This window comes from Paractinoplanes maris, from assembly GCF_023544465.1.
GTDB lineage: Bacteria > Actinomycetota > Actinomycetes > Mycobacteriales > Micromonosporaceae > Actinoplanes > Actinoplanes maris.
The window spans coordinates 271,983-296,859 of sequence record NZ_JALPVL010000011.1 but is presented as its reverse complement, the minus strand read 5'-3'; the positions used below and the strand labels follow the sequence as shown (position 1 = coordinate 296,859).

General features: G+C 70.5%; 25 protein-coding genes. 8 read left to right on the top strand and 17 right to left on the bottom strand.

Going from position 1 to position 24,877, the window contains the following annotated elements:
- Nucleotides 1-158 precede the first annotated feature (158 nt).
- Nucleotides 159-1,208: a serine hydrolase domain-containing protein gene (locus NAG42_RS30805; protein WP_250035400.1), complete on the top strand. Its 1,050-nt coding sequence runs from the start codon at nucleotides 159-161 to the stop codon at nucleotides 1,206-1,208.
- On the opposite strand, the gene NAG42_RS30800 is transcribed toward NAG42_RS30805, so the two are convergent.
- The gene (locus NAG42_RS30800) at nucleotides 1,198-1,365 is read right to left on the bottom strand and encodes a hypothetical protein (protein WP_250035399.1); all 168 of its coding nucleotides are present in this window, start codon (nucleotides 1,363-1,365) and stop codon (nucleotides 1,198-1,200) included. The two genes, NAG42_RS30805 and NAG42_RS30800, sit on opposite strands and share 11 nt — an antisense overlap.
- A 23-nt stretch (nucleotides 1,366-1,388) precedes the next feature.
- A complete protein-coding gene (gene pafA, locus NAG42_RS30795) occupies nucleotides 1,389-2,747 on the bottom strand; it encodes a Pup--protein ligase (RefSeq protein ID WP_250035397.1) in 1,359 nt (452 codons plus the stop codon).
- 64 nt (nucleotides 2,748-2,811) lie between these two features.
- On the opposite strand from pafA, the gene NAG42_RS30790 reads away from it, so the two are divergent.
- Nucleotides 2,812-3,753, top strand: a complete 942-nt coding sequence (locus NAG42_RS30790) for a dTDP-glucose 4,6-dehydratase (protein ID WP_250035396.1) — start codon at nucleotides 2,812-2,814, stop codon at nucleotides 3,751-3,753.
- Between the two features lie 129 nt (nucleotides 3,754-3,882).
- Here NAG42_RS30790 and NAG42_RS30785 read toward each other — a convergent pair whose 3' ends face one another.
- The 11 genes from NAG42_RS30785 to NAG42_RS30735 form a co-directional block, all read right to left on the bottom strand.
- On the bottom strand, nucleotides 3,883-4,599 hold the full coding sequence (locus NAG42_RS30785; RefSeq protein WP_250035515.1) for a TspO-related membrane protein: 717 nt from the start codon (nucleotides 4,597-4,599) through the stop codon (nucleotides 3,883-3,885).
- Nucleotides 4,600-4,632: 33 nt separating this feature from the next.
- Nucleotides 4,633-5,532, bottom strand: coding sequence for a proteasome subunit alpha (gene prcA / locus NAG42_RS30780; protein ID WP_250035395.1), 900 nt, complete (start codon nucleotides 5,530-5,532; stop codon nucleotides 4,633-4,635).
- Between the two features lie 54 nt (nucleotides 5,533-5,586).
- Nucleotides 5,587-6,426, bottom strand: coding sequence for a proteasome subunit beta (gene prcB / locus NAG42_RS30775; protein ID WP_250035394.1), 840 nt, complete (start codon nucleotides 6,424-6,426; stop codon nucleotides 5,587-5,589).
- Nucleotides 6,345-7,031, bottom strand: a complete 687-nt coding sequence (locus tag NAG42_RS30770) for an endonuclease VII domain-containing protein (RefSeq protein WP_250035393.1) — start codon at nucleotides 7,029-7,031, stop codon at nucleotides 6,345-6,347. Before NAG42_RS30770 ends, prcB begins: the two co-directional genes overlap by 82 nt.
- 4 nt (nucleotides 7,032-7,035) lie before the next feature.
- Nucleotides 7,036-7,251 carry a ubiquitin-like protein Pup gene (locus NAG42_RS30765; RefSeq protein ID WP_250035392.1) on the bottom strand — a complete coding sequence of 72 codons (216 nt, stop codon included), beginning with the start codon at nucleotides 7,249-7,251 and terminating at the stop codon, nucleotides 7,036-7,038.
- A gap of 79 nt (nucleotides 7,252-7,330) precedes the next feature.
- On the bottom strand, nucleotides 7,331-8,848 hold the full coding sequence (dop, locus tag NAG42_RS30760) for a depupylase/deamidase Dop (RefSeq protein WP_369077116.1): 1,518 nt from the start codon (nucleotides 8,846-8,848) through the stop codon (nucleotides 7,331-7,333).
- A 34-nt stretch (nucleotides 8,849-8,882) separates the two neighbouring features.
- Nucleotides 8,883-10,118, bottom strand: a complete 1,236-nt coding sequence (locus NAG42_RS30755; protein ID WP_250035391.1) for an acyltransferase family protein — start codon at nucleotides 10,116-10,118, stop codon at nucleotides 8,883-8,885.
- A 61-nt stretch (nucleotides 10,119-10,179) separates the two neighbouring features.
- Nucleotides 10,180-11,961, bottom strand: coding sequence for a proteasome ATPase (arc, locus tag NAG42_RS30750; protein ID WP_250035390.1), 1,782 nt, complete (start codon nucleotides 11,959-11,961; stop codon nucleotides 10,180-10,182).
- Nucleotides 11,962-12,361: 400 nt separating this feature from the next.
- The gene (locus NAG42_RS30745; protein WP_250003933.1) at nucleotides 12,362-12,952 is read right to left on the bottom strand and encodes a hypothetical protein; all 591 of its coding nucleotides are present in this window, start codon (nucleotides 12,950-12,952) and stop codon (nucleotides 12,362-12,364) included.
- Between the two features lie 94 nt (nucleotides 12,953-13,046).
- Nucleotides 13,047-14,060, bottom strand: coding sequence for a tRNA (adenine-N1)-methyltransferase (locus tag NAG42_RS30740; RefSeq protein WP_438872467.1), 1,014 nt, complete (start codon nucleotides 14,058-14,060; stop codon nucleotides 13,047-13,049).
- Nucleotides 14,060-15,166, bottom strand: a complete 1,107-nt coding sequence (locus NAG42_RS30735; protein ID WP_438872479.1) for a site-2 protease family protein — start codon at nucleotides 15,164-15,166, stop codon at nucleotides 14,060-14,062. The genes NAG42_RS30740 and NAG42_RS30735 overlap by 1 nt, the downstream gene beginning before the upstream one ends.
- 153 nt (nucleotides 15,167-15,319) lie before the next feature.
- Here NAG42_RS30735 and NAG42_RS30730 point away from each other — a divergent pair, with 153 nt between their 5' ends.
- On the top strand, nucleotides 15,320-16,333 hold the full coding sequence (locus tag NAG42_RS30730) for a RecB family exonuclease (RefSeq protein ID WP_250035389.1): 1,014 nt from the start codon (nucleotides 15,320-15,322) through the stop codon (nucleotides 16,331-16,333).
- Between the two features lie 48 nt (nucleotides 16,334-16,381).
- On the top strand, nucleotides 16,382-17,212 hold the full coding sequence (locus NAG42_RS30725; protein ID WP_250035388.1) for a LuxR C-terminal-related transcriptional regulator: 831 nt from the start codon (nucleotides 16,382-16,384) through the stop codon (nucleotides 17,210-17,212).
- A gap of 61 nt (nucleotides 17,213-17,273) precedes the next feature.
- Here NAG42_RS30725 and NAG42_RS30720 read toward each other — a convergent pair whose 3' ends face one another.
- The 3 genes from NAG42_RS30720 to NAG42_RS30710 form a co-directional block, all read right to left on the bottom strand.
- Complete coding sequence (locus NAG42_RS30720) at nucleotides 17,274-17,414, bottom strand: hypothetical protein (protein WP_250035386.1); 141 nt, start codon at nucleotides 17,412-17,414, stop codon at nucleotides 17,274-17,276.
- Nucleotides 17,414-18,229, bottom strand: coding sequence for a DUF4097 family beta strand repeat-containing protein (locus tag NAG42_RS30715; protein WP_250035385.1), 816 nt, complete (start codon nucleotides 18,227-18,229; stop codon nucleotides 17,414-17,416). The genes NAG42_RS30720 and NAG42_RS30715 overlap by 1 nt, the downstream gene beginning before the upstream one ends.
- A gap of 82 nt (nucleotides 18,230-18,311) precedes the next feature.
- Entirely contained in the window at nucleotides 18,312-18,824 is a 513-nt protein-coding gene (locus NAG42_RS30710) for a hypothetical protein (RefSeq protein WP_250035384.1), read from the bottom strand.
- Between the two features lie 197 nt (nucleotides 18,825-19,021).
- Here NAG42_RS30710 and NAG42_RS30705 point away from each other — a divergent pair, with 197 nt between their 5' ends.
- Together NAG42_RS30705 and NAG42_RS30700 are read left to right on the top strand one after the other, a co-directional pair.
- On the top strand, nucleotides 19,022-19,759 hold the full coding sequence (locus tag NAG42_RS30705; protein ID WP_250035383.1) for an ABC transporter ATP-binding protein: 738 nt from the start codon (nucleotides 19,022-19,024) through the stop codon (nucleotides 19,757-19,759).
- Nucleotides 19,759-22,287: an ABC transporter permease gene (locus NAG42_RS30700; RefSeq protein WP_250035382.1), complete on the top strand. Its 2,529-nt coding sequence runs from the start codon at nucleotides 19,759-19,761 to the stop codon at nucleotides 22,285-22,287. The genes NAG42_RS30705 and NAG42_RS30700 overlap by 1 nt, the downstream gene beginning before the upstream one ends.
- A gap of 54 nt (nucleotides 22,288-22,341) precedes the next feature.
- Here NAG42_RS30700 and NAG42_RS30695 read toward each other — a convergent pair whose 3' ends face one another.
- A complete protein-coding gene (locus NAG42_RS30695; protein WP_250035381.1) occupies nucleotides 22,342-23,007 on the bottom strand; it encodes an HAD family hydrolase in 666 nt (221 codons plus the stop codon).
- 142 nt (nucleotides 23,008-23,149) lie between these two features.
- On the opposite strand from NAG42_RS30695, the gene NAG42_RS30690 reads away from it, so the two are divergent.
- Nucleotides 23,150-24,127, top strand: a complete 978-nt coding sequence (locus NAG42_RS30690; RefSeq protein ID WP_250035380.1) for an aldo/keto reductase — start codon at nucleotides 23,150-23,152, stop codon at nucleotides 24,125-24,127.
- 47 nt (nucleotides 24,128-24,174) lie between these two features.
- Nucleotides 24,175-24,864 carry a YqjF family protein gene (locus NAG42_RS30685; RefSeq protein WP_250035503.1) on the top strand — a complete coding sequence of 230 codons (690 nt, stop codon included), beginning with the start codon at nucleotides 24,175-24,177 and terminating at the stop codon, nucleotides 24,862-24,864.
- Nucleotides 24,865-24,877: the final 13 nt, after the last annotated feature.

Sequence of the window (24,877 nt, the reverse complement as noted above, 5' to 3'; positions counted from 1 at the left end):
CCCGCCACGACATCCGCTTTGGACTTAGCACTCCGAGACGTATCCGCTTTCGACCAGGCATGCGACTTACGGGTGTTCTGGGGGTGATGCCTGATGGCTCGTGACGGCGTCGATGACAAGGCTGAGTTCAATCGCCGTCTTCGCCAAGGAGCGCATCAATGTCCTATCGACCCTGGGTGGCCGGGCTTGCCGCCGCCGCTTTGATCGTCTTGCCTGCTCCGGCCGGTGCCACCGGCGGCGTGTTGCAGCGTGACCTCGACGCCGTTGTGGCCGGGGGCCCGGTCGGCGCGCTGGCCGAGGTCCGTGACGGCCGCCGGATCATCAGGTTGACCAGCGGCTCGGCCCGGTTCGGCGCGGAGGAGCCGGTTGATCCTCGCGGCCGGTTCCGGGCCGGCAGTGTGACCAAGATGCTCATCGGGACCGTCGTCATGCACCTGGTCGCCGAGCGTCGCCTCACCCTCGACGACCGGGTCGACCGCTGGCTGCCGGGTCTGCTGCCGCCCGGCAACGGCGTGACGGTCGGCCAGCTGCTCAACCACACCAGCGGCCTGTTCGACGTGACGCAGACCTTGCCGCTGCGCCCGCCGAGCGCGTTCCTGCCGTTGCGCTGGAAGACGTGGACGCCGCGGGAGCTCATCGCGCGGGCCACGGCGCAGCAGCCGACGTTCGAGGCGGGCGAGGGCTACGCCTATTCGAGCACCGGTTACCTCGTGCTCGGCATGCTCATCGAGCGGGTCACCGGCCGGACCTATGCCGCCGAGGCATACCGGCGGCTGCACCTGCGCCAGACCATCTTCCCGGGCACCCGCACCCGGATTCCCGGCCCGCACGCGCACGCCTACGTGCCGGACGGGGCCGCCGGCGTGATCGACGTGACCGAGCTGAACCCGTCGGTGATGGGCGCGGCCGGCGAGGTGATCACCACCGCGGCCGACCTGAACCGCTTCCTCACGACGCTGCCGCCCGGTCTGCTGGCCCGGATGAAGACGATCGAGGAGCCCTCGCAACGCGGATACGGGCTGGAGTTTCTCAGCCTGCGCTGCGGCACCGCCTACGGGCACATGGGTGACGCGCTCGGGGCGTCGGCCTGGACCTTCGCGACCGGCCCCGACCACGCGGTCACCCTGTCGGTGACCTGGGGCACCGGCCGCCCCGCCAAGGCCACCGTGCGGCAGCTGCTGGAGGACGCGCTGTGCCCTACGCAGTGACGATCAGGTAGAGCCAGCCGAGCAGGACCACACCGAGGACGGCCGCCAGCACCCAGGTCGGCACGCGGTGGCCGCCCTCGCGGTTACGGCGCACTTCAGCCTGGATGCGGCGGCGTTTGCGCTCGAGGCGGGAAGGAGGCTGGTCGGGCGTGCTCATCGCCCGGCCAGCCTAACCCCCGGTCACATGCTGGCGATGAGGCGTTCCACCCGCTCGTCGTAGGCGCGGAACGGGTCTTTGCACAGGACGGTGCGCTGCGCCTGGTCGTTGAGCTTGAGGTGCACCCAGTCGACGGTGAAGTCGCGGCGTTTCTCCTGCGCGTGACGGATGAACTCGCCCCGCAGCCGGGCCCGGGTGGTCTGCGGCGGCGTCTCCTTGGCCTCGAAGATCTCGAGGTCGTTGGAGATGCGGTCGACCTGCTTGCGCTTCTCCATCAGCGCGTAGAGGCCGCGGCCGCGGCGCACGTCGTGGTAGGCCAGGTCGAGCTGGGCGATCCGCGGGTGGCTCATCGGGATCTGGTGCTTGGCCTGGTAACGCTCGATCAGCTTGTATTTCGACACCCAGTCGATCTCACGGGACACAGGGTCGAGATTTTCGCTCTCGATGGCGTTGAGCACCCGGCCCCACAGCTCGACGACGCGCTTGGCGGTCGGGTCACCGCCGCGGCGCTCGACGAACTCGGTCGCCTTGGCCAGGTATTCCTGCTGGATCTCGAGCGCGCTGACCTCCTTGTTGTTGGCCAGGCGGATCTTGCGGCGACCGGTGATGTCGTGGCTGACCTCGCGGATGGCCCGGATCGGGTTCTCCAGGGACAGGTCGCGCATCACGACGCCGGCCTCGATCATGCGGAGCACGATGTCGGCGCTGCCCACCTTGAGCAGCGTGGTGACCTCGTTCATGTTCGAGTCACCGACAATGACGTGCAGGCGCCGGTAGCGCTCGGCGTCGGCGTGCGGCTCGTCGCGGGTGTTGATGATCGGGCGGGACCGGGTCGTCGCGCTGGAGACACCCTCCCAGATGTGCTCGGCCCGCTGCGACAGGCAGAACACCGCCCCGCGCGGGGTCTGCAGCACCTTGCCGGCGCCGCAGATCAGCTGGCGGGTGACCAGGAACGGGATGAGGACGTCGGCGAGGCGGCCGAACTCGCCGTGCCGCGACACCAGATAGTTCTCGTGGCAGCCGTACGAGTTGCCGGCGGAGTCGGTGTTGTTCTTGAACAGGTAGATCTCGCCGGCGATGCCCTCGTCGTGCAGGCGTTTCTCGGCGTCGACCAGCAGGCCCTCGAGGATGCGCTCGCCGGCACGGTCGTGGGCGACCAGGTCGGTCACGGAATCACACTCGGGTGTCGCGTATTCGGGATGGGATCCGACATCGAGGTAGAGACGGGCACCGTTACGGAGAAAGACGTTGCTGCTGCGTCCCCAGGACACCACTCGGCGGAACAGGTAGCGGGCCACCTCGTCGGGAGACAGCCGCCGCTGCCCCCGGTAAGTACACGTGACGCCGTACTCGGTCTCGAGGCCGAAAATTCGCCGTTCCATGACGAAACACTAGCCGCACAAGCCACCCATTGGCAGTCACCCGGCGCCGGTAGAGTCGTTACAGATGAACGTGTTGGTCACCGGCGGTGCCGGCTTCATCGGCTCGCACTTCGTGCGGGCGATGCTGGCCGGTCGTCTGCCGGGCCTGGAGAGTGCGTCGGTCACGGTCATCGACAAGCTGACGTACGCCGGGAACTTCGCCAACCTGGGGCCGGTGGCCCACGACAAGCGCCTCGACTTCGTCCCCGGTGACGTGGCCGAGAGCGCGCTGGTCGACGTCGTGGCCCGCGGGCACGACACGATCGTCCACTTCGCGGCCGAGCACGGCGTGGTCACCAACGTGCTCGGCACCCAGGTCCTGCTCGATGCCGCCCGGCGATACGGCACCGCCCGATTTATCCACATCTCGACCGATGCCGTGTACGGGTCGATCCCCACCGGCGCCTGGACCGAGCGCTCCGCCGTGCAGCCGACCACGCCCTACGCCGCCACGAAGGCCTCAGCCGACCTGCTGGCCCTGGCCGCCCACCGCACCCACGGGCTCCCGGTGACGATCCTGCGACCCACCACCACGTACGGCATCAACCAGCACCCCGAGAAGCTGATCCCCCGCCTGGTGACCAGCCTGCTCACCGGCGGCCCGGCCGTCCTGACCGGCGACGGCACCCACACCCGCGACTGGTTGCACGTCCACGACCTGATCCAGGCGGTGGCACTGGCCGTGACCGGCGGCCGCCCCGGCGAGGTCTACAACATCGGCGGCAGCCTCGAATTGACCCACCGCGACCTGGCCGGCGTGCTGCTCGACGAGCTCGACACCGGCTCGGACAAGGTCGAACACACCCCCGACCGCCCCGGCCACGACCTCCGGCGTGCCGTCGACGACAGCAAGATCCGCCAGGAACTCGGCTGGCGCCCCCGGGTCGAATTCACCTCGGGTCTGGCCACCACAGTCCGCTGGTATCGCGACAACCCCGGCTGGTGGCGCCCCCTGCGGCCGAGCTGAGCGCGCGCCCGGTTCAAGATCGCCCCGCCCCCCATCCCGAGCCCCCGCCCACCTCGGGGCGTTGTCGGGGGACCTTACGCGGTGTCAAGCTCGGGAAGCCGGTTGTCCACAGCCATATGTCGGAATCGCTCAGGCCCGGCGAACAGCGGCGGCCAGCACGGCAGCGGTCCCCCCGGCCGCCACCACACGCACCCCCAGCGGCCGGCTGCGCATCAGCGCGGTGGTCGCCAACCCCCAAGCCGACGCCAACGCCAACGGCACCCGCCCACGCCGGCTGCGGGCCACTTCCCCGGCCACCGCGGCCGAAGCCACGAGCACCCCAGCCGTCGAGGCGGACACCAGACGCGGATCCGATTTCCGTACGCCCGAAGCCACCACGCCCGCGGCGAGATTCACCGTGCTGGCCAAAGCCGTCCAGCCCAGCAGCAAGCCGGTGCTCGCCGGCGTCAGCGACGCCCGACCGGCCAGGGCCACCCGCTGCGCCCGGCCGTACGCGACCGCGGCGAAAGCCGTAGCCACCGGCAGCAACACCGGCGTGAGACCGAAACGGCCGCTCTGCGCGGCGACCGACCAGACGGCGTTGGCCGCGTAGGCGCCGGCCAAGGGCCACCCCGTACGCCGGCTCATCGGATCACCGCGGCCGCCCGGCAGGCACTGCACCACCGTCGACGCGGCGCAACCCGCGAAAATCGGGCCCCACACGGCGAACGCGTAATCCGGCGGGGTGATCACCGTGTCGTACCGCTGGGTCTGCTCCCCGCGGCCCAGCAGCGCACCGAGGCACGGCACCGCCACGAAGGCGGCGCAGGAAGAAGCGAGCGCGACAGAGCGAAGGTTGTCAGTCATGCCCCCGGTGTACCCACCGGGGGCATGATCGCGTCAGGAACCGTCGCCGTTGACACCATCGGCCGGCTCGGCCGGATCGGCCGGCTCGGCCTCAGGCTTACCGGCCGCGGGCTTGCCGGCCTCAGGCTTGCTGGCCGCGTCCTCCTCGGCGGCAGCCGACACTGTGGGCTTGTCGACGGACGGAGGCGGCGGCGGAGCCGCGTCCACCCCGCCCAGATCCTTGTCCAGCACGTCCTTCAAGCCCTCGAGCAACTGGATCAACGCCGGGCCCTGGATACGCCGGAACGCCCGGCCCTTGCGCCGCCGGTCGAGCACCGCGACCTCGAGCTGTTTCTGGTCGAGCTTGCGCGTCTGACCGTTCTCGCCGCCCACACTGCCCAGCGCCTGCGCCGCCAGCGCCAGCGCCAGCGGCAACTCGGCCGACGCGTCGTGCCGCTCCCGCAACACGTTCGAGATCGCCTCGGCCTGGCCACCCATCGCCATGAAGCCCGGCTCGTCCATCACCGAACCGTCATACGTGATCCGGTACAGCTCATCGGTCTCCGGCGAGGAGCCGACCTGCGCGATGCAGATCTCCACCTCGTACGGCTTCTGCGTCTCGGTGAAGATGGCGCCCAGCGTCTGCGTGTACGCGTTGGCCAGGAACCGCCCGGTCACATCGCGCCGGTCATAGCTGTAACCGTTGACATCAGCCATCCGGATGCCGGCGCGGCGCAGGCTCTCGAACTCGTTGTACCGCCCGACCGCCGCGAAGCCGATCTTGTCATAGATCTCGCTGATCTTGCGAAGCGTCGTGATGTTCTCGGCGACCAGCAGAATGCCGCCCTCATACGTCAGCACCACGGCGGAACGGCCGCGGGCGATGCCCTTACGGGCGTACTCCGAACGGTCGCGCTGGACCTGCTCGGGTGATGCATAGAACTGCATGGCCACGGGTGGCTACTCCCTCTCGTCCCTGGTGAATTCGGCTGCAACCAACAACCGGACTCAGCCGCCCGGATTCTCCATGCGCCCGGCGACCACCAGCTCGGCCACCGCGGTGATCTCCGCCTCGGTCAGACGGTGCGTGCCGTTGGCCGTCGCCGTCATCACCACCGGGAAGATCTTGCGGGTCAGGTCGGGACCACCCGTCGCGGTGTCGTCGTCGGCCGCGTCGTACAACGCCTCGACCGCCAGCCGGACCGCGTCGTCGGTGCTGATGCCCGTGCGGTACTTCTTCTTCATCGACGACTTCGCGAACAACGAACCCGAGCCGATCGCGTCGTAACCGGTCTCCTCGTAGAGGCCACCCGCCACGTCGAAACTGAAGATGCGCCCCACCCGCGCCGGGTCGGTCGCCGACAGGTCGTAACCGGCGAACAACGGCACCACAGCCAGACCCTGCATCGCCGCGCCCAGGTTGCCGCGCACCATGCCGGCCAGACGGTTCGCCTTACCGTCGGTCGAGAGCATCGTGCCCTCGATCTTCTCGTAGTGCTCCAGCTCGACCTGGAACAAGCGCATCAGCTCGATGCCGATACCCGCCGTCCCGGCGATGCCGATCAACGAATACGAGTCGGCCGGATGCACCTTCTCGATGTCCCGGCTGGCGATCAGGTTGCCCATGGTCGCGCGCCGGTCGCCACCCATCACGACACCGTCGGCGGTCGCGATCGCCACGATCGTCGTGCCGTGCGGCGCGATGTCAGCCGACAGGCCCGGCGGCAGCGGCCGGCGGCCGGGCAGCAACTCGGGGGAAGCGTGTGTCAGGAACTGCGTGAAGGAGGACGTTCCCGCATTGACGTAGTAATCCGGTACACGCCCGGATGGATCAAAGTCCTTTGCCACGTGGTTCCCTTCAAATATTCGATCGCGCCGGCGAGGTAGTCCTGGTTGTCCCGGAACTGCCCCAGGCCGCCGTTGCAGTTGAAGCACAATATCCCGCGTACCGCGCCGGTGCGATGATCGTGATCGACGTGTTGAGGGTCCGGCGCCCGGCAGATCGCGCACACTCCACCCTGCCGCCACAACAGGTCGTCGAACTCAACCTGCCCGATGCCGTATCGCGCGCGAAGATGGTACTCACGGGTGCCGCCATACAGCCGTTGCTTGGACTCCCGACCGCGAGCGTTGTGGCATGGCTTGCAGTAGCCACCACGGCCGTTGCGCCCTGCCTTGCTCCGCGGGAACTCCTCGAGCGATTTGACGGATTCACAGTCAGGGCAATAGCGGTGGCCGTCAGGCACCGGAATACTCTCCCGAACCTGACGGCCTTCACGCTCAACCAGCCGCTTCGCGTAGCTCTTCTTTGAGCGCTCGTTGAAGCAGGGCTTGCAATAGCTGCCGCGTCCGCCTTCGCGCTTGGTACTTACGTGAAAGTCAGTGAGCGGCTTGATTGCACCGCAGTCCCGACACATCCGAACGCCGTCCTCCCGTTCCGGCAAATCGGACATACCGTCACTGACCCCCTTTTTGTACGTATCCGCGGACAAACTCCTCCGCATTTTCTTCGAGAACGGAGTCGATTTCGTCGAGCAGATCGTCGACGTCCTCAGTGATCTCGGCGTGCCTCTCGGCCACCTCCGGGTTGGCCTCGACGGTGGCGTCCTGGACTTCCTCGTCCTGCCGGCCCTTGCCCGACTGCGACTGACCGCCGCTGTCCCGAGTTGCCATCGGTGTCCCCCTTCTCAGCCACCCGAAGCCTGTGACATCGGGTTGGGAAAAACCTACCTCGCGGTTATGACAAAACCACTCAGCGCGCGGTGATGACTTCGAGGAGATCCTTCGCGCTCTCGCACTTGTCGAACAGCGCACCCACGTGCTTCTTGGTCCCCCGCTCGGGCTCCATCATCGGAACCCGCACGAGCGACTCGCGCCCGACGTCGAAGATGACCGAGTCCCAGCTGGCCGCGACCACTTCGGACGCGTACTGGGCCAGGCACCGGCCCCGGAAGTAGGCCCGGGTGTCCTCCGGCGGCTGGGCCATCGCCCGCTGCACGTCCTCCGGCTCGAGCAGCGTCTTCATCGACCCGCGCGCGACCAGCCGGTGGTAGAGCCCCTTCTCGGGCCGGACGTCCGCGTACTGCAGGTCGACGAGTTGGAGTTTCGGTGACGACCAGCCGAGGCTTTCGCGCTCGCGGTAGCCCTCGAGCAGCCGCAGTTTGGCCACCCAGTCGAGGGTGTCCGCGCATTCCATCGGGTCCCGGCCGAGCTTGTCCAGCGTGTCCTCCCACCGGTTGAGCACGTCCTGGGTCTGCTCGTCGGCGTCGTCGCCCTCGCGCTCGTCGACGAACTGGCGGGCTCGCTCGTAGTAGGCCCACTGCAGGTCGAGCGCGGTGAGCTTGCGTCCGTCGCGCAGCCGGATGAGGTGCTGGAGCGACGGGTCGTGGCTGACCGCCTTGAGCTCGCTGACCGGGTCGGCGATGCCGAGGTCGCCGCTGAACACCTTTTCCTCGATCATGTTGAGCACCAGCGAGGTGGTGCCCATCTTGAGGTAGGTGGCGATCTCGGACAGGTTGGCGTCGCCGATGATGACGTGCAGCCGGCGGTATTTGTCGGCGTCGGAGTGGGGTTCGTCGCGGGTGTTGATGATCGGCCGTTTGAGCGTCGTCTCGAGGCCGACCTCGACCTCGAAGAAGTCGGCCCGGGAGCTGATCTGGAAGCCGGAGCCGGAGCCGTCCTGCCCGAGGCCGACCCGGCCGACGCCGGTGAAGATCTGCCGGGTGACGAAGAACGGCGTGAGGTGGGCGACGATGTCGGCGAACGGGGTCTGGCGCCGCATCAGGTAGTTCTCGTGGGACCCGTACGACGCGCCCTTGTTGTCGGTGTTGTTCTTGTAGAGCTGGATGCGGTGGGTGCCCGGGATGGTGGCGGCGCGGCGGGAGGCCTCGGCCATCACGCGCTCGCCGGCCTTGTCCCATTTGACGATGTCGAGCGGGTTGGTGCACTCGGGGGTGCTGTATTCGGGGTGGGCGTGGTCGACGTAGAGGCGGGCACCGTTGGTCAGTATCACGTTGGCCAGGCCGAGGTCTTCGTCGGCGAGGGCGTCGGCCGGGTCGTAGGCGGCACCGGAGTAGGTGAAGCCGCGCGCGTCGCGCAGCGGTGACTCTTCTTCGTAGTCCCACCGGGCGCGTCCGTTGCGGTTGAGCTCCGGTCGAGCTCCGTAGGCGTTGACGACCTGTGAGGAGGTGACCATCGGGTTGGCGCCGGGCTGCCCGGGGACGCTGATGCCGTACTCGACCTCGGTGCCCATAATCCGTCGAACGCTCATGCGACCACCCCGCCTGCCACGTTGCCCCTGTTGCTCATGTATCGAGCCTAGACGCTCCGGCTCGTGATATCGCCCCGCCTTGTGCCGGTTGCGGCACTCTGGGTGGTGACGATCGAGGCTTGCCGATGGGGTGGAGCAGGGACCGGCCGAGCGCCTGACCGGGGCGTTCCACCATCCGGTACGACAGGGCGGCCAGAATGAGGACGATCGCCACGTACGTCAGGCCGGTCGCGACGCGGATGGGCAGGGGTCGTGTCCCAAGCTCCGGGACGACGCGCGGGATCATGAAGAGCACCATCACGTGCAGCAGATACAGCGAGTAGCTGACGCGGCCGAGCCAGGTCAGCGCCCGCGGCATCGCGCTGGTGCGAAAAATGTACGCCGCGAGGAAGGTCGCGATCACGGCGAGGACCGTGGCGATCCGCTGGGTGTCGAGGAGACCGAGCGTGACGGTGACCAGTGCGGCGAGGCCGGCGGTCGGCCCGATCTGCCCGTGCTGCCATCGGTAGATCACCGTGCCCGCGAACATGACGGCCAGGATGATCAGCGCCTGCCGCGACGAGGTGACCGTGCTGGCCGCGCTCGGGTGTCCGTTGAGTGCCGGCAGCAGCACGAAGAGCACGCCGATCCCGCCGGCCGTCGACGCTCTGATCTGGAGGGTCAGGGTCAGAATCACCAGCAGCACCAGTACGGCGGCCAGGGCGCGACGGTCGGCCCAGGAGCTCCCGAGGAGGGCGTCGGGCAGGTGCGTCCCGCCGAGCAGGGCCACCAGCGCCAGCCCACCGGCGTACCAGGCGCTGTGCCGGTGCTGCCGCAGGGTGTGGAGCCCGGCCACGATCAGGTAGAAGACCATCTCGTACGTCAGGGTCCAGAACACCCGCACGACCCCGCGCACGCCGACCAGGTCGGGCATCATCGTCACGTGGGCGAGGACGCCGGCGCCCGTCTCGGCCCGCAGGGAGCCCGGCCAGTGCAGCAGCCCGGCCCCGGCCAGCACCGCGAACAGGGCGATCGTGACCAGGTAGGCGGGGTAGACGCGGCAGAGCCGGCCGATCCAGAACCGCCGCAGGGAGCCGTGCCGTTCCAGCGACATCGGGATGACGTATCCGCTGACCAGGAAGAACAGCAGCACCGCGTATTTTCCCAGGTCGATGTGCCGCATCACCGCCAGGTGCGCGTCGTCGCCGATCACCTGGGGGCTCAGGTGGAACAGGACGACGGTGATCGCGGCCAGCCCGCGGAGGGCATCGAGCCAGGCGAGCCTTCTCATGCCGGGTGCAACGACAGCGCGGGCCGGGGGAAACCCCCGGCCCGCGCTGGCGAAGCGACTGCTACAGGTACTGACCGGTGTTGCTGGCCGTCTCGATGGAGCGGCCGGCCTCGGCGCCCTTGCCGCCGGAGACGAGCGTGCGGATGTAGACGATCCGCTCGCCCTTCTTGCCGGAGATGCGGGCCCAGTCGTCGGGGTTGGTCGTGTTGGGGAGGTCTTCGTTCTCGCGGAACTCGTCGACGCAGCTGTCGAGCAGGTGCTGCAGGCGCAGCCCCTTCTTGCCGGAGGTGAGGAACTCCTTGATGGCCATCTTCTTGCCGCGGTCCACGATGTTCTGGATCATGGCGCCCGAGTTGAAGTCCTTGAAGTAGAGGACTTCCTTGTCACCGTTGGCGTAGGTGACCTCGAGGAAGCGGTTCTCCTCGGTCTCGGTGTACATCCTCAGGACGACTGCTTCGATCATCGCGGCCACGGTGACGTCACGGTCGTTGCCGTGCTCGTTCAGGTCGTCGGTGCTCAGCGGCAGGTCGGACAGGATGTACTTACCGAAGATGTCCTTCGCGGCCTCGGCGTCCGGACGCTCGATCTTGATCTTCACGTCGAGTCGGCCGGGGCGCAGGATCGCCGGGTCGATCATGTCTTCCCGGTTGGACGCGCCGATCACGATGACGTTCTCCAGGCCCTCGACGCCGTCGATCTCGCTGAGGAGCTGGGGAACGATCGTGTTCTCCACGTCGCTGGAGACACCGGAGCCACGGGTCCGGAAGATCGAGTCCATCTCGTCGAAGAACACGATCACCGGGGTGCCCTCGCCGGCCTTCTCCCGAGCCCGCTGGAAGACCAGGCGGATGTGCCGCTCGGTCTCACCCACGTACTTGTTCAGCAGTTCGGGGCCCTTGATGTTGAGGAAGTAGCTGGTGTGCTTCTCCTCGCCGCGCCGCTCGGCGATCTTCTTCGCCAGCGAGTTGGCGACCGCCTTGGCGATCAGGGTCTTGCCACAGCCGGGCGGGCCGTAGAGCAGGATGCCCTTGGGCGGGCGCAGCTGGTGCTCCCGGAACAGGTCGGCGTGCAGGAACGGCAGCTCGACGGCGTCGCGGATCTGCTCGATCTGCGAGTGCAGGCCACCGATGTCGGTGTAGTCGACGTCGGGGACCTCCTCGAGAACGAGCTCCTCGACCTCGCTCTTGGGGATGCGCTCGTAGGCGTAGGCCGAACGCGGCTCGATCATCAGCGAGTCGCCCGCGCGCAGCTTGGAGATCTCGAGCGAGTCGGCCAGGAGAACGATGCGCTCCTCGTCGGCGTGCGAGACGACCAGAGCACGGTCGCCACGCTGGCCGTCGGGGCCCGCGAGGACCTCCTTGAGCGTCACCACCTCGCCGCTGCGTTCGAAGCCGAACGCGTCGACGACGTTGAGCGCGTCGTTGAGCAGCACCTCCTGCCCGCGCTGGAGCTCCTCGACCTCGAGGGACGGGGAGACCGCCACGCGGAGCTTGCGACCGCCGGTGAAGACATCGACGATGCCGTCCTCGTGTGCCGTGAGGAACACGCCGTAGCCGCTGGGCGGCTGGGCGAGCCGGTCAATCTCTTCCTTGAGAGTGACGATCTGGGCTCGGGCTTCCTTGAGGGTCGCCACGAGCCGGTCGTTGTTCTCGGTCAGTCGGGCCAGCTGCGCCTGCGTTGCCGCGAGCCGTTCCTCGAGCTGCCGGACGTGTCGTGGGCTCTCGGTCAACTTCCGCCTAACGAGGGCGAGTTCCTCCTGCAGGAACGCGACCTGGCTGGAGAGATCGTTGGCCTCTTTTTCCCAACGTGCGGCGCGGTTGTCCGCCTCGTCGCTGCGTGCCACGTCCCACCTCCCCGGGGGCTCGAACGTCTTGGGATAACACTAGCCGCTGCGGACCGGATTTCGACCCATGCAACACCCTCGTCACCGAGTCTTGATCCATTCGGCCGGTCCTGGCAAGGAGTTTGTCGGAGGGTCACGGTACGGTCGGGCGGGTCCGTTTCCGGCCGGTGGGGCGTATCGGGGTACTCCGCCCCGGATCCGCGGCCGCCAGTGTCTTTTGCCTGGCCCGGGCCCCGCCTGCTGGGGCGCCAGAGCCCTCCTGGCGTACGGGGGAAGGCCGGTGCGGCGGAGAGCGGGGCCGATCCTCGCCACGGTCGATGCGGCCCCGCCCGAGAAAGAAAAAAGTCACACGCCCGAAACCCTGCGAAACGCCTCCGGCGACGGAAATCGGTGACCCCGCCTACAAAGTGGGGCGGCCGACCAGAGAGGCCACGACGCGCGAGAACTCCTCCAGACGGGCGATTTGTCCGGGTCCGCCGTCGTCCAGGGTCTTGCCGAAGCGCAGCGCGTCGTGCCGGATGGTCGTGCGCGACTCGGCCTCGTCCATGCCGGGCGGCGGCACGGCGTCGTCGACCGAGCTCAGCAGCAGGTAGACGTCGATGCTGTCGACCCGGGCCTGACCGTTGGAGGTGCGGGTCAGCCGCCGCCGGCAGCCGACCTCGGTGACCGTGGACAGCGGCACCACCCGCAACGACGAGGTCATCGACCCGACCGGGCCGTCGCCGGGCGCCACGTCCTCGCCGTGCCAGAGCACCAGGCGGCTGCCGTCACAGATGACGACCTCCTGCCAGACGCCGTTGACCTCGTTGACGAAGCGCTCGAGCGTGAAGCAGAGGACCGACGCCCCGCGGAGCACCCCGAACAGGGCGTCCAGCGCCACCTCGGGGTCACGCAGGTAGGCCCGGGCGGCGGAATCGAGATCCTGGTAGGGCGACCAGTCGGGGAAGACCGCCGGCATCTCGTTGCTGCCGCCGAACGGCGGAGAACTCATCGCGCCCACCCGATCCTCCCCGAGCCGTGCCACTGCCGAACTGGAAGCTACCCGAACCCCGCGCGCCTCGTCACATCTCCAGAGCCAGGAGGTCTCATTCGATCGGTGAGCGGTCCACGACGGCCTCGTCCGGTGTATCTTCTTCGATCCCGGAGGCGATGCCGGCGTCGAGCTCGGCGGCGTCCAGCCCGGCCGCGGCGGCCAGCGCCGCCTGGGCCGCGCGCCGCAACGCGTACGCCTCGGCGCCCTTGCTGGGTTTGCGGCGCCGCGGCGGGGCGGTGACGCCGGGCGCGAGCTTGCGGGCCGAGACCAGGAACGCCGTGTGCGCGATCATCCGGTGGTCGGGGCGGACGGCCAGGCCCTCGGCGTGCCAGTCGCGCACCAGCGACTCCCAGGCCCGCGGCTCGGTCCAGCCGCCCCGCTCGCGCAGCGCCTCGACCAGCTCGGACAGCTGCGGCGTGGTGGCCACGTAGCCGACGAAGACCCCACCGGGGACCAGGGCCCGCTCGACCATGTCGAGGGCCTCCCACGGCGTCAGCATGTCGAGGACGATCCGGTCGAAACCGGTCTCGGCGTTGCCCGCGACGTCACCGGAGTGCAGGTGCCAGGCCGGGTGCGGGCCGCCGAAGAACGACTCCACGTTCTTGCGGGCGATCGCCGCGAAATCGTCCCTCAACTCGTACGAGTGGAGCTCGCCGCTGGTGCCCACGGCGCGCAGCAACGAGCAGGTCAGCGCCCCCGAGCCGACGCCGGCCTCGAGCACCTTGGCCCCCGGGAAGATGTCACCCATGGCGACGATCTGGGCCGCGTCCTTCGGATAGATCACCTGGGCGCCGCGCGGCATGGAGAGCACGTAGTCGCTGAGCAGCGGGCGCAGGGCGAGGTAGGCCGTGTTGCCCGTGGAGGTGACGACGCTGCCGTCGGGCAGGCCGATCAGGGCGTCGTGCTCGAGCGCGCCGCGGTGGGTGTGGTAGGACTTGCCCGGCTCGAGCACGATCGTGTGCATGCGACCCTTGGGGTCGGTGAGCTGGACGCGGTCACCCGCCCGGAACGGCCCGCGGTGTGCGGGCTGCGACTCGTCGACGGGGGTGACTGGCGTAATGGTCACTACTTCTCTCTCTGCTTCACGGGTCCGGCACGGCGGGGCTCCAGCACCTGGGCGACATCACCCACCCGCAGAACCCCCACCACATCCTCGCCCGAGGTGACCACGTATTGCGCGGCAGGGTGCGCCTGCAACGCGCGCACGACCTGCTCGCCGCTGAGACCCAGCGGCAGCGCGGGCACGGCGTCGCGCGAACGGGACACGCTGTCGACGGCCACCCACGGGCGCCGGTCGACCGGGACGCGCTCGGCGGCGACCGGATCGACCAGTGCGGTGAGGTTACCGGCCGAGTCCGACACGGCCAGCACCACGTTGGGCCGCGGGTCCTGCGAGCGGCGCCGCTGGGCCTCGCCCAGCGGGGTGCCGGCCGGCACCGTGAGCAGCGGCCGGGTCAGCCCGGCCAGGTCGACCAGCGGGAACCGGCGGGTCATCCGGGCCAGCCGGATCGACTGGCCGGCGCCCTGCCACAGGGTGAAGACCACCAGCAGCACGAAGAGCAGCCCGACCAGGGTCAGCGTGCCCAGGCGGTAGAACCAGAACGCGGTCATGCCGGTGCCGAACGCGATGAACCGGCCGGCCCAGCCGGCCACCTCGGTGGCCCGGTTACGGTCCTTGAGCAACGCCCACAGGCCCGCGCGCAGGGCCCGGCCACCGTCGAGGGGCAGACCCGGCAGGACGTTGAAGATGGCCACCAGCACGTTGCTGGCGGCCAGCTGGAAGGCGATCTGCCCGGCCATCGTGCGGTCGGGCAGCGCCAGGAAGGCGGCGGTGGCGATGCCGCCCAGGACCAGGCTGACGGCCGGCCCGGCCAGGCTGACCAGGGCGTCGACGCGCGGGGTGGGGGCGTCGCGGTCCATCTCGGTCCAGCCGCCGAGCAGTTCCAGCGTGATCCCGCGGACCCCGATCCGGAACCGGCGGGCGGTGAGCGCGTGCCCGAGCTCGTGCAGCAGCACCGAGCCGAGCAGGCAGACGACGAAGCCGAACCCGACCAGGTAGGCCACCAACTCGGGCAGATCGAGCTGACCGCGCACATAGTTGCCGTAGACGACAGTGACCAGCACCGCGAGCAGGATCATCGACCCGTTGACGAAGATCGGGATGCCCAGCACGTGGCCGACCGGGCGGGCCGGACGGCCCGGTCGCCGCCGCTGCCTCGCCCCGTTGCTGCTCGCCGCGCTGTCATTCACGGCATTGATGCTACGGAGTCGTCCTGGGAAGTCCCGGAGCGCGTTTTGTCGTACCCCTGCCCTAGCCTCTTCCCCATGACAGCACCGACGGTCTCCCCCGCCTCCCCGGCTGATCCACCGGCCCCGCACACGGGTCCCTCGCTGTCACCGTCACGCGCGGCCGACTTCAAGACCTGCCCGCTGCTGTTCCGTTTCCGCACGGTCGACCGCCTGCCCGAGCAGCCGACCGCCGACCAGGTCCGCGGCACCCTGGTCCACGCCGTGCTCGAGACGCTGTTCGACCTGCCCGCCGCCGACCGCACGCCCGAGGCCGCCGCCGCGCTGGTCGCCCCGTCGTGGGAGCGCCTGCTGGCCGAGGAGCCGGAGCTGGCGGAGATCTTCGCCGCCGCCACCCGCGAGCCGGCCCAGCCCACCCTGCTCGACGCCGCCGGCGTTGCCGGGCGGCTGGTCGACCCGGCCGCCGCCTCGGCCGAGGTCGACGCGACCGGCGGCCTCGGTGGTTCGGCCGGCGAGCACGACCGGCTGGCCGCCTTCCTGGCCGGTGCCCAGGCGCTGCTGCCCGGCTATTTCGCGGTGGAGGATCCTCGCCGGCTCGAGCCGGCCGAGCGCGAGACGCTGGTCTCCACGCTGGTCGACGACGAGTTGCTGATCCGCGGCTACATCGACCGGCTCGACGTCTCACCGGCCGGTGACCTGCGGGTGGTCGACTACAAGACCGGCGGGGCGCCGCGCGAGGCGTTCGAGGGCCGGGCCCTGTTCCAGCTGAAGTTCTACGCGCTGGTGCTGTGGCGCACCCGCGGCGTCGTGCCCCGGGTGCTGCGCCTGGTCTATCTGAAAGACGCCGAGGTCTGCGACTACAGTCCCGACGCCGAGGAGCTGGAGCGCTTCGAGCGCACGCTAGTCGCGCTCTCCCAGGCCATCGAGCGGGCCAAGGCCGAGCAGAATTTCCTGCCCAAGCCCAGCCGCCTGTGCGGCTGGTGCAGCCACCAGGCGCTGTGCCCGACCTTCGGCGGCACACCGCCGCCCTACCCTGTCGCCCCGGCCGCGCCGCTGCAGACCGGCCCGGCCGACGACGACCGCCTGGCCTGACCCCCCTAGGGTGGCCGCCATGCCCCGCACGTGTCCCGAGGCCGCCCGGTGACCGCACCACGCCCGCTACGGGTCCTGCTGGCCGACGCGGCCCCCATGCAGCGCTCCGGCCTGCGCGCAGCCCTGACAGCACAGGGCGACGCCGCAGCCGCCGACGGCCGACCGACCGACGCGGCGGCTCACCGCTTGCCAGCCGACGCGGCGGCTGATCGCTCCCCGGCCGACGCGGCGGCTGACCGCTCCCCGGCCGGCGCGGCGGCTGACCGCTCCCCGGCCGGCGCGGCGGCTCACCGCGACATCGTGATCGCGGGTGAGACCGGGGACGGCGGCGAGGCGATCGACCTGGCCCGGCGGCTGCTGCCCGATGTGCTGATCACCGATCTGGCGCTGCCCCGCGTCGACGGGCTGGGCGTCACGCGAGCGGTCAGCGCCGCCGGCCTGCCGGTGCGGGTGCTGATCCTCACCGACCACGACACCGACGAGGACGCGCTGGCTGCGATCGCGGCGGGCGCGGCCGGCTACCTGGGCAAGACCGCCCCGGCCGGCGAGCTCGTCGCCGCGGTGCGGGCGATCGCGGGCGGCGGTGCCGTCATCACTCCCCCGGTGCTGGCCCGCATCCTGACCCGGGTGGCCGAGGCCTTGCCCGCCCCCGAGACCACCACGTCGTCCAAGCTGGACACCCTGACCGACCGCGAGCGCGAAGTCCTCGTCCACGTGGCCCGCGGTCACTCCAACGCCGAGATCGCCGCCGGTCTGCAGGTGAGCGAGACCACCATCAAGACCCACGTCGGTCACGTCCTGACCAAGCTGCGCCTGCGCGACCGCACCCAGGCGGTGGTCCTCGCCTACGAGACGGGCCTGGTCAAGCCGGGCGCCTGACACGACCATCGCACCCGGCGCGAATGGCCGGGTGCGAGAGGCGGGGCCCGCTCGGGGCGGGTCAGTCGGAGCGCCGGGGGTTGGGGGTGGGGCCGCGGCTCACCGGCCAGTCGGGCGGGGTGAAGCGGCCGGCGCGCTTGCGGGCGGCGGTGAGGCGGCGGCGGGCGGAGCTCTCCAGGCCGAAACGGTTGTCGGGCAGCATCAGGCGGCCTTCCTCTCGGTGGTGGCGCGGTGCAGGTGGATGTCGCCGCTGGCGGTGCGGACGGTCAGTTCGATGGTCGGGCCGCCGGAGGCGGGCGGGGCGATGCCCTGCTGGGTGAGGTCGGTGATCGTGCGGCCCGAGGCGGTGCTCACGTCCAGCCACACGCCGGCACCGGCCTCGATGCCGACCTGGACGTCACCCGACGCCGTCTTGATCTGGCTGCGGCCCTCGCGGAGGCGGCCGACGCGGACGTCACCCGAGGCGGTCGAGGCCAGCAGTTGCCCGTCGACCCCGGCCAGGCGCAGATCGCCGCTCGCCGACTTGACGGTGACGTCACCTGTGACGTCGCCGACGCGGACGTCGCCGGAGGCGACGCTGAGGCGCAGGGAGCCGCCGACCGGGCCGACGTTCAGGTCGCCGCTGGCACTGTCGAGCTGGGCGTCGCCGGCGATGCCGTCGATCTGGACGCCGGCCGAGGCGACGTCGAGCTTCACCGCGTTCCAGGTGCCGGTGGCGGCGACCTCGGCCGAGGCGCTCCGGCCGTCCAGGGAGCTGCCGGACGGGACGCGGACCGTGATGGCCAGCTTGGGGGTGCGCCGCAGCGACCACGAGATGGTGCTGCGGTCCCCGACGACCAGGGTGTCGCCCTCGAGGACGACCGGTGTGCTCTCGGCTGCCTCGCGGGAGTTGTCGTTGTCGTCCATCGGCTCGACGGTGACCTGGATGTCGTCGCGGTCCTCGGCGTGCAGCCGGACGACCCCGGTGCGGGCGTACAGGGCGACGGTGACCGGGGTGGGGTGCTGGAACTCGTACATGAGGGGTCTCTTTCCTGCCGTTTTTCGGGCATGCGGACGAGGCTCGACCCTCACCGAGGGTCAGAGTCAACGGGGGCCGGGATCAGGCCTGGAAGTAGCCGGTCACCCGCTTGGGGTGGGGGCCGGGCCCGAACGGCGGCGGCGGGAACGGCGGGGGCATGGGGGCGTTGACGGCCGCGGTCACCGCACGCACCAGCCACGCGTTGACCGAGACGCCCTCGGCCGCCGCGGTCTGCTCGACGTGGGTCTTGAGCGCCTCGGGCATCCGCAGGGTGAGCCGGGTCAGGTCACCGTCGGGCGGCCCGGGTGGGGTGGGGGGCGTGGCCGGGACCGGCGGCTCGGGGGGCACGGGCACGTGGTGGCTGACCACCAGGTCGGCCTCGCGGCCGCGCAGCCGGACCTCGACGCTGGCGTCGGGCAGCCGCGTGGTGATCTCGGCGGCCGCGTCGGACAGCGCCTCGAGCAGCGCCAGCCGGGCCGACGACTCGAGGGAGTGCCCGAGCAGCTCGGCCGCCCGGACGGTCTCGGGGCCGGCCGGCGCCGCGGCGGCGGCGAGGTCCGCCCGGAGCGTTTCGAGGTACCGCGTCAAATCCATGACTCCACTATGACGTCACTCATGACGTCAGTCAAGTGTCAATCGGCGTCACCGTGACATCTCAGGGTCGACCCTGAGAGCACCCTGGGTGCTTCCCGGACCCGAATCTCCGCGTACGCGTACGCCGCTGGGCTGACGTCAGCCCGCCGTCACGACGGAACACTGACCCCAGCGGAAACCACGACCAGGGGGCAGAGATGATCGGGACAAAGGCGGCACGCGCCGACGATGTCTGGAAGGTGTACGGCAAGGGCGAGGCACAAGTGGTCGCGCTGCGCGGGGTGAGCGCGAGCTTCGAGCGTGGCAAGTTCACCGCCATCATGGGCCCGTCGGGCAGCGGCAAATCCACGCTCATGCATTGCTTGGCCGGTCTGGACACGGTCACCCGGGGCACGGTGCACATCGGCGGCACCGAGGTCACCGGCCTGGGCGACAAGGCCCTGACCCGGCTGCGCCGCGACCGTGTCGGCTTCATCTTCCAGCAGTTCAACCTGTTGCCGACGCTGACCGCGGCCGAGAACATCCGGCTGCCGCTCGACATCGCCGGCCGCAAGCCCGATCCGCAGTGGTGGGACACGGTGATCGGCACGGTCGGCCTGGGTGACCGGCTCGGCCACCGGCCCAGCCAGCTCTCCGGCGGCCAGCAGCAGCGGGTGGCGTGCGCCCGGGCGCTGATGAGCCGGCCCGACGTCATCTTCGCCGACGAGCCCACCGGCAACCTCGACTCCAAGGCCGGCGCCGAGATCCTGGCGTTCCTGCGCAGCAGCGTGATGGAGCACGGGCAGACGATCGTCATGGTCACCCACGACCCGGTGGCCGCCGGCTACACCGACCGCGTCGTCTTCCTGGCCGACGGCGAGATCGTCGCCGAGCTCGACAATCCGACCCCCGAGTCGGTGCTCGAGCAGATGAAGGCCGGGGAGGTGCTGGTCTGATGCTGCGCGCGACGCTGAAGAGTCTGCTGGCCCGCAAGCTGCGGCTGGTGCTCTCCGGCCTGGCCGTCGTGCTCGGCGTCATGTTCGTCGCCGGCGCCTTTGTCACGACGGACACGCTGGGGCGCACCTTCGACAAGCTGTTCACCGAGGGATACGCGACCACCGACGTGGCGGTCAAGGCCAAGCCGAAGATCGACGTGTCCGAGATGGAGGGTGAGCAGGTCGAGACGCCGCTGCCGGCGGCGGTTGTGCAGTCCGTGCGCCAGGTGCCCGGGGTGCGGCAGGCCACCGGCGTGGTGGCCACCGACGGCGCCCGGGTGATCGGCTCGGACGGCAAGGTGGTGACCAGTTACGGGCCGCCGCGGATCGGCATGAACTGGGTCGGCACCGACGACATCATGCAGATGCGCCAGGGCCGCGGACCCGAGAAGGACACCGAGATCGCGGTGAACGAGGCCGTCGCCAAGGCGGCCGGCATCAAGGTCGGCGACCGGGTGGGGGTGCTCACCCAGCTGCCGAAGAAGACGTTCACGCTGGTCGGCGTCTGGGGTTACACCGAGGGCCGGGACAGCATCGGCGGGGTCCAGGAGGTCGCGTTCACCGAGCCGGTGGCGCAGCGCTCGATGCTGGGCGAGACCGGCGTCTTCACCCAGATCACCGTGCGCACCGACGACGGCGCGAAACCCTCCGACGTACGGGATCGGATCGCCGCCCAGGTCGGCGGGGGTTACGACGTCAAGACCGGTGAGCAGCTGGCCGCCGACAGCTCGGCCGAGTTCAAGGAGGCGCTGAGCTTCTTCAACAACATCCTGCTCGGGTTCGCCGGGGTGGCCCTGTTCGTGGGCACGTTCCTGATCCTCAACACGTTCTCGATCATCGTGGCCCAGCGGACCCGCGAGCTGGCGCTGATGCGCGCGCTCGGCGCCGGCCGCCGCCAGGTGATCAACTCGGTGCTGATCGAGGCGCTGGTGATCGGGGTGATCGCCGCCGTGCTCGGCCTGGGTGCCGGGGTCGGCGTGGGCGCGCTGCTGGTCACGCTGTTCGGCTCGATGAGCGGCGGGCTCGACCCGGCACCGGTGGGCGTCCCGCTCGCCGCGATCCTGAGCTCGCTGATCGTGGGCGTGGTGGTGACCGTGGTCGCGGCGGTGCTGCCGGCCCTGCGGGCCTCGCGGATCTCGCCGATCGCCGCGATGCAGGACGTCGCCACCCCCGACCGGCCGCTCACCCGGGTCACGGTCACCGGCGCGGTGATCGGCGCGGCCGGCGCGACCATGCTGGGCGTCGGGCTCTACGGGACCAGCTCGCTGTGGCTGATCCTGGGCGGGGTGCTGGTCACGTTCATCGGGGTCGCGCTGCTGACGCCGCTGATCTCCAAGCCGGTCGTGGCCGGGCTGGGCCGGTTGTTCTCGTGGTCGGTGCCCGGGCGGCTGGGCCGGCTCAACTCGGGCCGCAACCCGCGGCGTACGGCGATCACCGCGGCCGCCCTGATGGTCGGCATCGCGCTGGTCACCGGCGTGACCGTGGTGATGGACTCGGCCAAGTCGAGCCTGGCCGCGCAGGCCGAGAGCACGGTCAAGGCCGAGATCGTCATCGGCGGCGACCAGAACGGGCCGCGCCCGCCCACGTTCGACGACGCCGTGCTGGCCCAGGCGGGGGCCGTTCCCGGCGTCCGGGCGGCGGCCGGGGTGTGGAACGACCAGGCGGTGGTCGACGGGAAGCGCACCTATGTGAACGCCACCGACGACCTGGCCGAGCTGGCCGACGCGTACGGGTCGCCGGCCCTGCCCGCCCTGAAGTCCGACCAGATGGCCGTGAGCACGCAGGAGGCGGCCGAGAACGGCTGGGGGACGGGCGACGCCGTGAAGGTGCAACTGCCGCGGGGTGAGGAGCACACATACTCGATCGTCGCGACCTACGACGAGGACGCGATCCCGGGCAGCTACATGCTGCCGGCCGCCGCGACCAAGGAGTTCGGCATCACCCAGCCGTTCCTCGGGTTCGTGCGGCTCGCCGACGGCGCCACCATGGCCGGGGTGCTGCCGCAGATCAAGGCGCTGGTGGCCGACAGCCCCGAGGTCGCCGCGACCGACCGCAGCAGCTACATCGACCAGCAGGCCGGCACCTTCGACACCGTCATCACGATGGTGCAGGTGCTGCTCGGCCTGGCCATCCTCATCGCGGTGCTGGGCGTGGTCAACACGCTGGCCCTGTCGGTGCTGGAACGCACCCGCGAGCTGGGCCTGCTGCGCGCGGTCGGCCTGGGCCGGGCCCAGACGATGCGGATGGTGACGGTCGAGGCCGTGGTGATCTCGGTCTTCGGCGCGCTGCTGGGCGTGGTGGTGGGGGCCGGCCTGGGCGCCGCGGTGGTGCAGGCCCTGGAGAGCGACGGCATCACCGATCTGGTGCTGCCATGGACCCAGATGGGCCTTTACCTGGTCCTGGCCGCGCTGGTCGGCGTCCTGGCGGCGGTGCTGCCGTCGATCAAGGCGGCCCGCCTCAACGTGCTGGCCGCGATCGCCCACGACTAGCGCCCGGCCCGGGCCGGCTCGCCTTGCTGCGAGCCGGCCCGGGCCGCGCCGGGCTCAGTGGCCGTCGGGCTGCAGGAGGCCGCGGTGCACGAGCAGGTCGGCCAGGTAGGCCGGGTCGACGCCGACCAGCGAGGAGCGCAGGTGGACGCCGTCGGTGGGTGGGAGCTCGAGCTCGGAGGGCACGGCGAGCACGGCGGCGCCGGAGGCCAGGGCGCTGGAGACGCCGGTCGGCGAGTCCTCGATCGCCACGCAGTCCTCGATCGCCACGCCGAGCAGCTTGGCCGCGGCCCGGTAGGGCTCGGGGTCGGGCTTGGGCATGGTGACCTCGTCGCCGCAGACGATCACGTCGAAGTTCTCCCGGCCCAGGGTGGTCAGGGCGACGTCGACCAGGCGGCGGCCGGTCGAGGTGACCAGGGCGGTGGGCAGGCCGGCGAAGCGTACGGCGTGCAGCAGCGCCTGGGCTCCGGGGCGCCACACCAGCCCCGCACCGAACAGCTCGAACACCCGAGCGGTGAGCCACTCGACGTCGGGCGCCTCGGGACGGTCGGGCAGGCCGAGGTCGTCGCGGAAGATGCGCATGCTGTTCGCCATGCTGCTGCCGATCATGGCCTGGCGGGCGGCGGGGGACAACGTGCCCCCGGCCCGCGCGGCCAGCTCGTGCAGGGCGATCTCCCACACCTTCTCGCTGTCCACCAGCGTGCCGTCCATGTCGAAGAGCACCGCGGCCGGTCGTCGCGCGTTCAGAATGAGCCTCCGTCGTCGAGATGGGTGTCGCTCCCATTGTCTCCTGTGAGACCGGTACCTGACCGCCGTTACCTCCATCACTGTCCCGGGCCCCGCGCTCAGGCGTAGCTTCGGCGGCATGAAGCGCGTATCGCTCGCGGGCCTCGACGTGTCCCGCCTCGGCCTCGGCTGCATGGGCATGTCGGCCTACTACACCGGCAAGGCCTCGGACGACGCCGAGTCGATCCGCACCATCCACCGGGCGCTCGAGCTCGGGGTCACCTTCTTCGACACGGCCGAGACCTACGGGCCGTATGCGAACGAGGAGCTCGTCGGCCGGGCGCTGGCCGGGCGGTGGGGCGAGGTGCAGATCGCGACCAAGTTCGGGCTGCTCACGCACCTGGGCGACGACGACCGGAAGCGGACCATCGACAGCCACCCCGACAACATCCGGGCGGCGCTGGAGGGCTCGCTGCGGCGGCTCGGCACCGACCACATCGACCTCTACTACCAGCACCGGGTCGACCCGAAGGTGCCGATCGAGGAGGTCGTGGGCACGCTCGGTGACCTGGTGCAGGCGGGCAAGATCCGGCACCTGGGCCTGTCCGAGGCCGGGGCGGGCACGATCCGCCGGGCGCATGCCGTGCACCCGATCACCGCGGTGCAGTCCGAGTACTCGTTGTGGACGCGCGACGTGGAGGCCGAGATCCTGCCCACGCTGCGTGAGCTGGGCATCGGCTTCGTGCCGTACTCGCCGCTCGGGCGCGGCTTCCTCACCGGCGCGATCCGCGACCCGCGGGCGCTCGACCAGGACGACTTCCGGCGGTCCTCGCCCCGCTTCTCCGGCGGCAACTTCGAGCAGAACCTGCGGATCGTCGACGAGGTCGAGGCGGTCGCCCGCGAGGCCGGCGCCACCGGGGCCCAGGTCGCGCTGGCCTGGGTGCTCGCGCAGGGTGACGACCTCGCGCCCATCCCCGGCACCAAGCGGGTCACCCGCCTCGAGGAGAACGCGGGAGCCGACGAGCTGACCCTGACCGCCTCGCAGCTGGGCCGGCTGACCGCGATCCACCCGCCGGCCGGTGACCGCTACGCCGACATGAGCGAGGTCGCGCGCTGAACGCCGAGGCCGTCACCCGCAGCACGCCGCGCCCGGTGCGGCGGTCGATGCTGGTGCAGCGCTGGGCCGACCTGGCCTTCCTGCACTGGCCGGTCGACCCGGCCCTGGTCGCGCCGCTGCTGCCCGCCGGCACGACGCCGGACACGCTCGACGGGGTCACCTATGTCGGGCTGATCGGCTTCCGCATGGAGGGTGTCGGGTTCCTGGGCGGGCCCGGCGTGCCCTACCTCGGCACGTTCGCCGAGACCAATGTCCGGCTCTACAGCGTGGACGCGCAGGGCCGCCGCGGGGTCGTGTTCCGGTCGCTGGAGGCCGAGCGCCTGCTGCCAGTGCTCGCGGCCCGGGTGTCGCTGCGCCTGCCGTACATGTGGGCGCGCATGCGGATCACCCGCGAGCGCGACGTCCTGACCTACACGTCACGCCGCCGCTGGCCCGGCCCGCGCCCGGCGACCAGCGAGATGGCGATCCGGGTGGGCGACCCGATCGCCGAGCCGACGCCGCTCGAGCACTTTCTCACCGCGCGGTGGGGCCTGCACACGACCGCGTGGGGCGGCACCCGGCATCTGGCCAACGAGCACTCGCCGTGGCCGCTGCACCGGGCCGAGCTGCTGTCGCTGTCGGACTCCCTGGTCCGGGCGGCCGGCTTGCCCCAGCCGTCGGAGCCGCCGGTGAGCGTCCTCTACTCCCCCGGGGTCGCGGTGGCGTTCGGGCAGACCCACGTCCTGGCCCCGACGTAGATCGTAATGTGGG

What these genes read in the sequence shown, in the direction of transcription:
- NAG42_RS30770 (WP_250035393.1), bottom strand. Translation starts at nt 7,031, where the DNA reads ATGTCCGATTTGCCGGAACGGGAGGACGGCGTTCGGATGTGTCGGGAC.
- NAG42_RS30745 (WP_250003933.1), bottom strand. Translation starts at nt 12,952, where the DNA reads ATGAGTTCTCCGCCGTTCGGCGGCAGCAACGAGATGCCGGCGGTCTTC.
- NAG42_RS30730 (WP_250035389.1), top strand. Translation starts at nt 15,320, where the DNA reads ATGACAGCACCGACGGTCTCCCCCGCCTCCCCGGCTGATCCACCGGCC.
- NAG42_RS30765 (WP_250035392.1), bottom strand. Translation starts at nt 7,251, where the DNA reads ATGGCAACTCGGGACAGCGGCGGTCAGTCGCAGTCGGGCAAGGGCCGG.
- NAG42_RS30690 (WP_250035380.1), top strand. Translation starts at nt 23,150, where the DNA reads ATGAAGCGCGTATCGCTCGCGGGCCTCGACGTGTCCCGCCTCGGCCTC.
- NAG42_RS30715 (WP_250035385.1), bottom strand. Translation starts at nt 18,229, where the DNA reads ATGTACGAGTTCCAGCACCCCACCCCGGTCACCGTCGCCCTGTACGCC.
- dop (WP_369077116.1), bottom strand. Translation starts at nt 8,848, where the DNA reads ATGAGCGTTCGACGGATTATGGGCACCGAGGTCGAGTACGGCATCAGC.
- NAG42_RS30700 (WP_250035382.1), top strand. Translation starts at nt 19,759, where the DNA reads ATGCTGCGCGCGACGCTGAAGAGTCTGCTGGCCCGCAAGCTGCGGCTG.
- NAG42_RS30755 (WP_250035391.1), bottom strand. Translation starts at nt 10,118, where the DNA reads ATGAGAAGGCTCGCCTGGCTCGATGCCCTCCGCGGGCTGGCCGCGATC.
- NAG42_RS30805 (WP_250035400.1), top strand. Translation starts at nt 159, where the DNA reads ATGTCCTATCGACCCTGGGTGGCCGGGCTTGCCGCCGCCGCTTTGATC.
- NAG42_RS30800 (WP_250035399.1), bottom strand. Translation starts at nt 1,365, where the DNA reads ATGAGCACGCCCGACCAGCCTCCTTCCCGCCTCGAGCGCAAACGCCGC.
- pafA (WP_250035397.1), bottom strand. Translation starts at nt 2,747, where the DNA reads ATGGAACGGCGAATTTTCGGCCTCGAGACCGAGTACGGCGTCACGTGT.
- NAG42_RS30785 (WP_250035515.1), bottom strand. Translation starts at nt 4,599, where the DNA reads ATGACTGACAACCTTCGCTCTGTCGCGCTCGCTTCTTCCTGCGCCGCC.
- NAG42_RS30705 (WP_250035383.1), top strand. Translation starts at nt 19,022, where the DNA reads ATGATCGGGACAAAGGCGGCACGCGCCGACGATGTCTGGAAGGTGTAC.
- NAG42_RS30720 (WP_250035386.1), bottom strand. Translation starts at nt 17,414, where the DNA reads ATGCTGCCCGACAACCGTTTCGGCCTGGAGAGCTCCGCCCGCCGCCGC.
- NAG42_RS30790 (WP_250035396.1), top strand. Translation starts at nt 2,812, where the DNA reads ATGAACGTGTTGGTCACCGGCGGTGCCGGCTTCATCGGCTCGCACTTC.
- NAG42_RS30685 (WP_250035503.1), top strand. Translation starts at nt 24,175, where the DNA reads ATGCTGGTGCAGCGCTGGGCCGACCTGGCCTTCCTGCACTGGCCGGTC.
- NAG42_RS30710 (WP_250035384.1), bottom strand. Translation starts at nt 18,824, where the DNA reads ATGGATTTGACGCGGTACCTCGAAACGCTCCGGGCGGACCTCGCCGCC.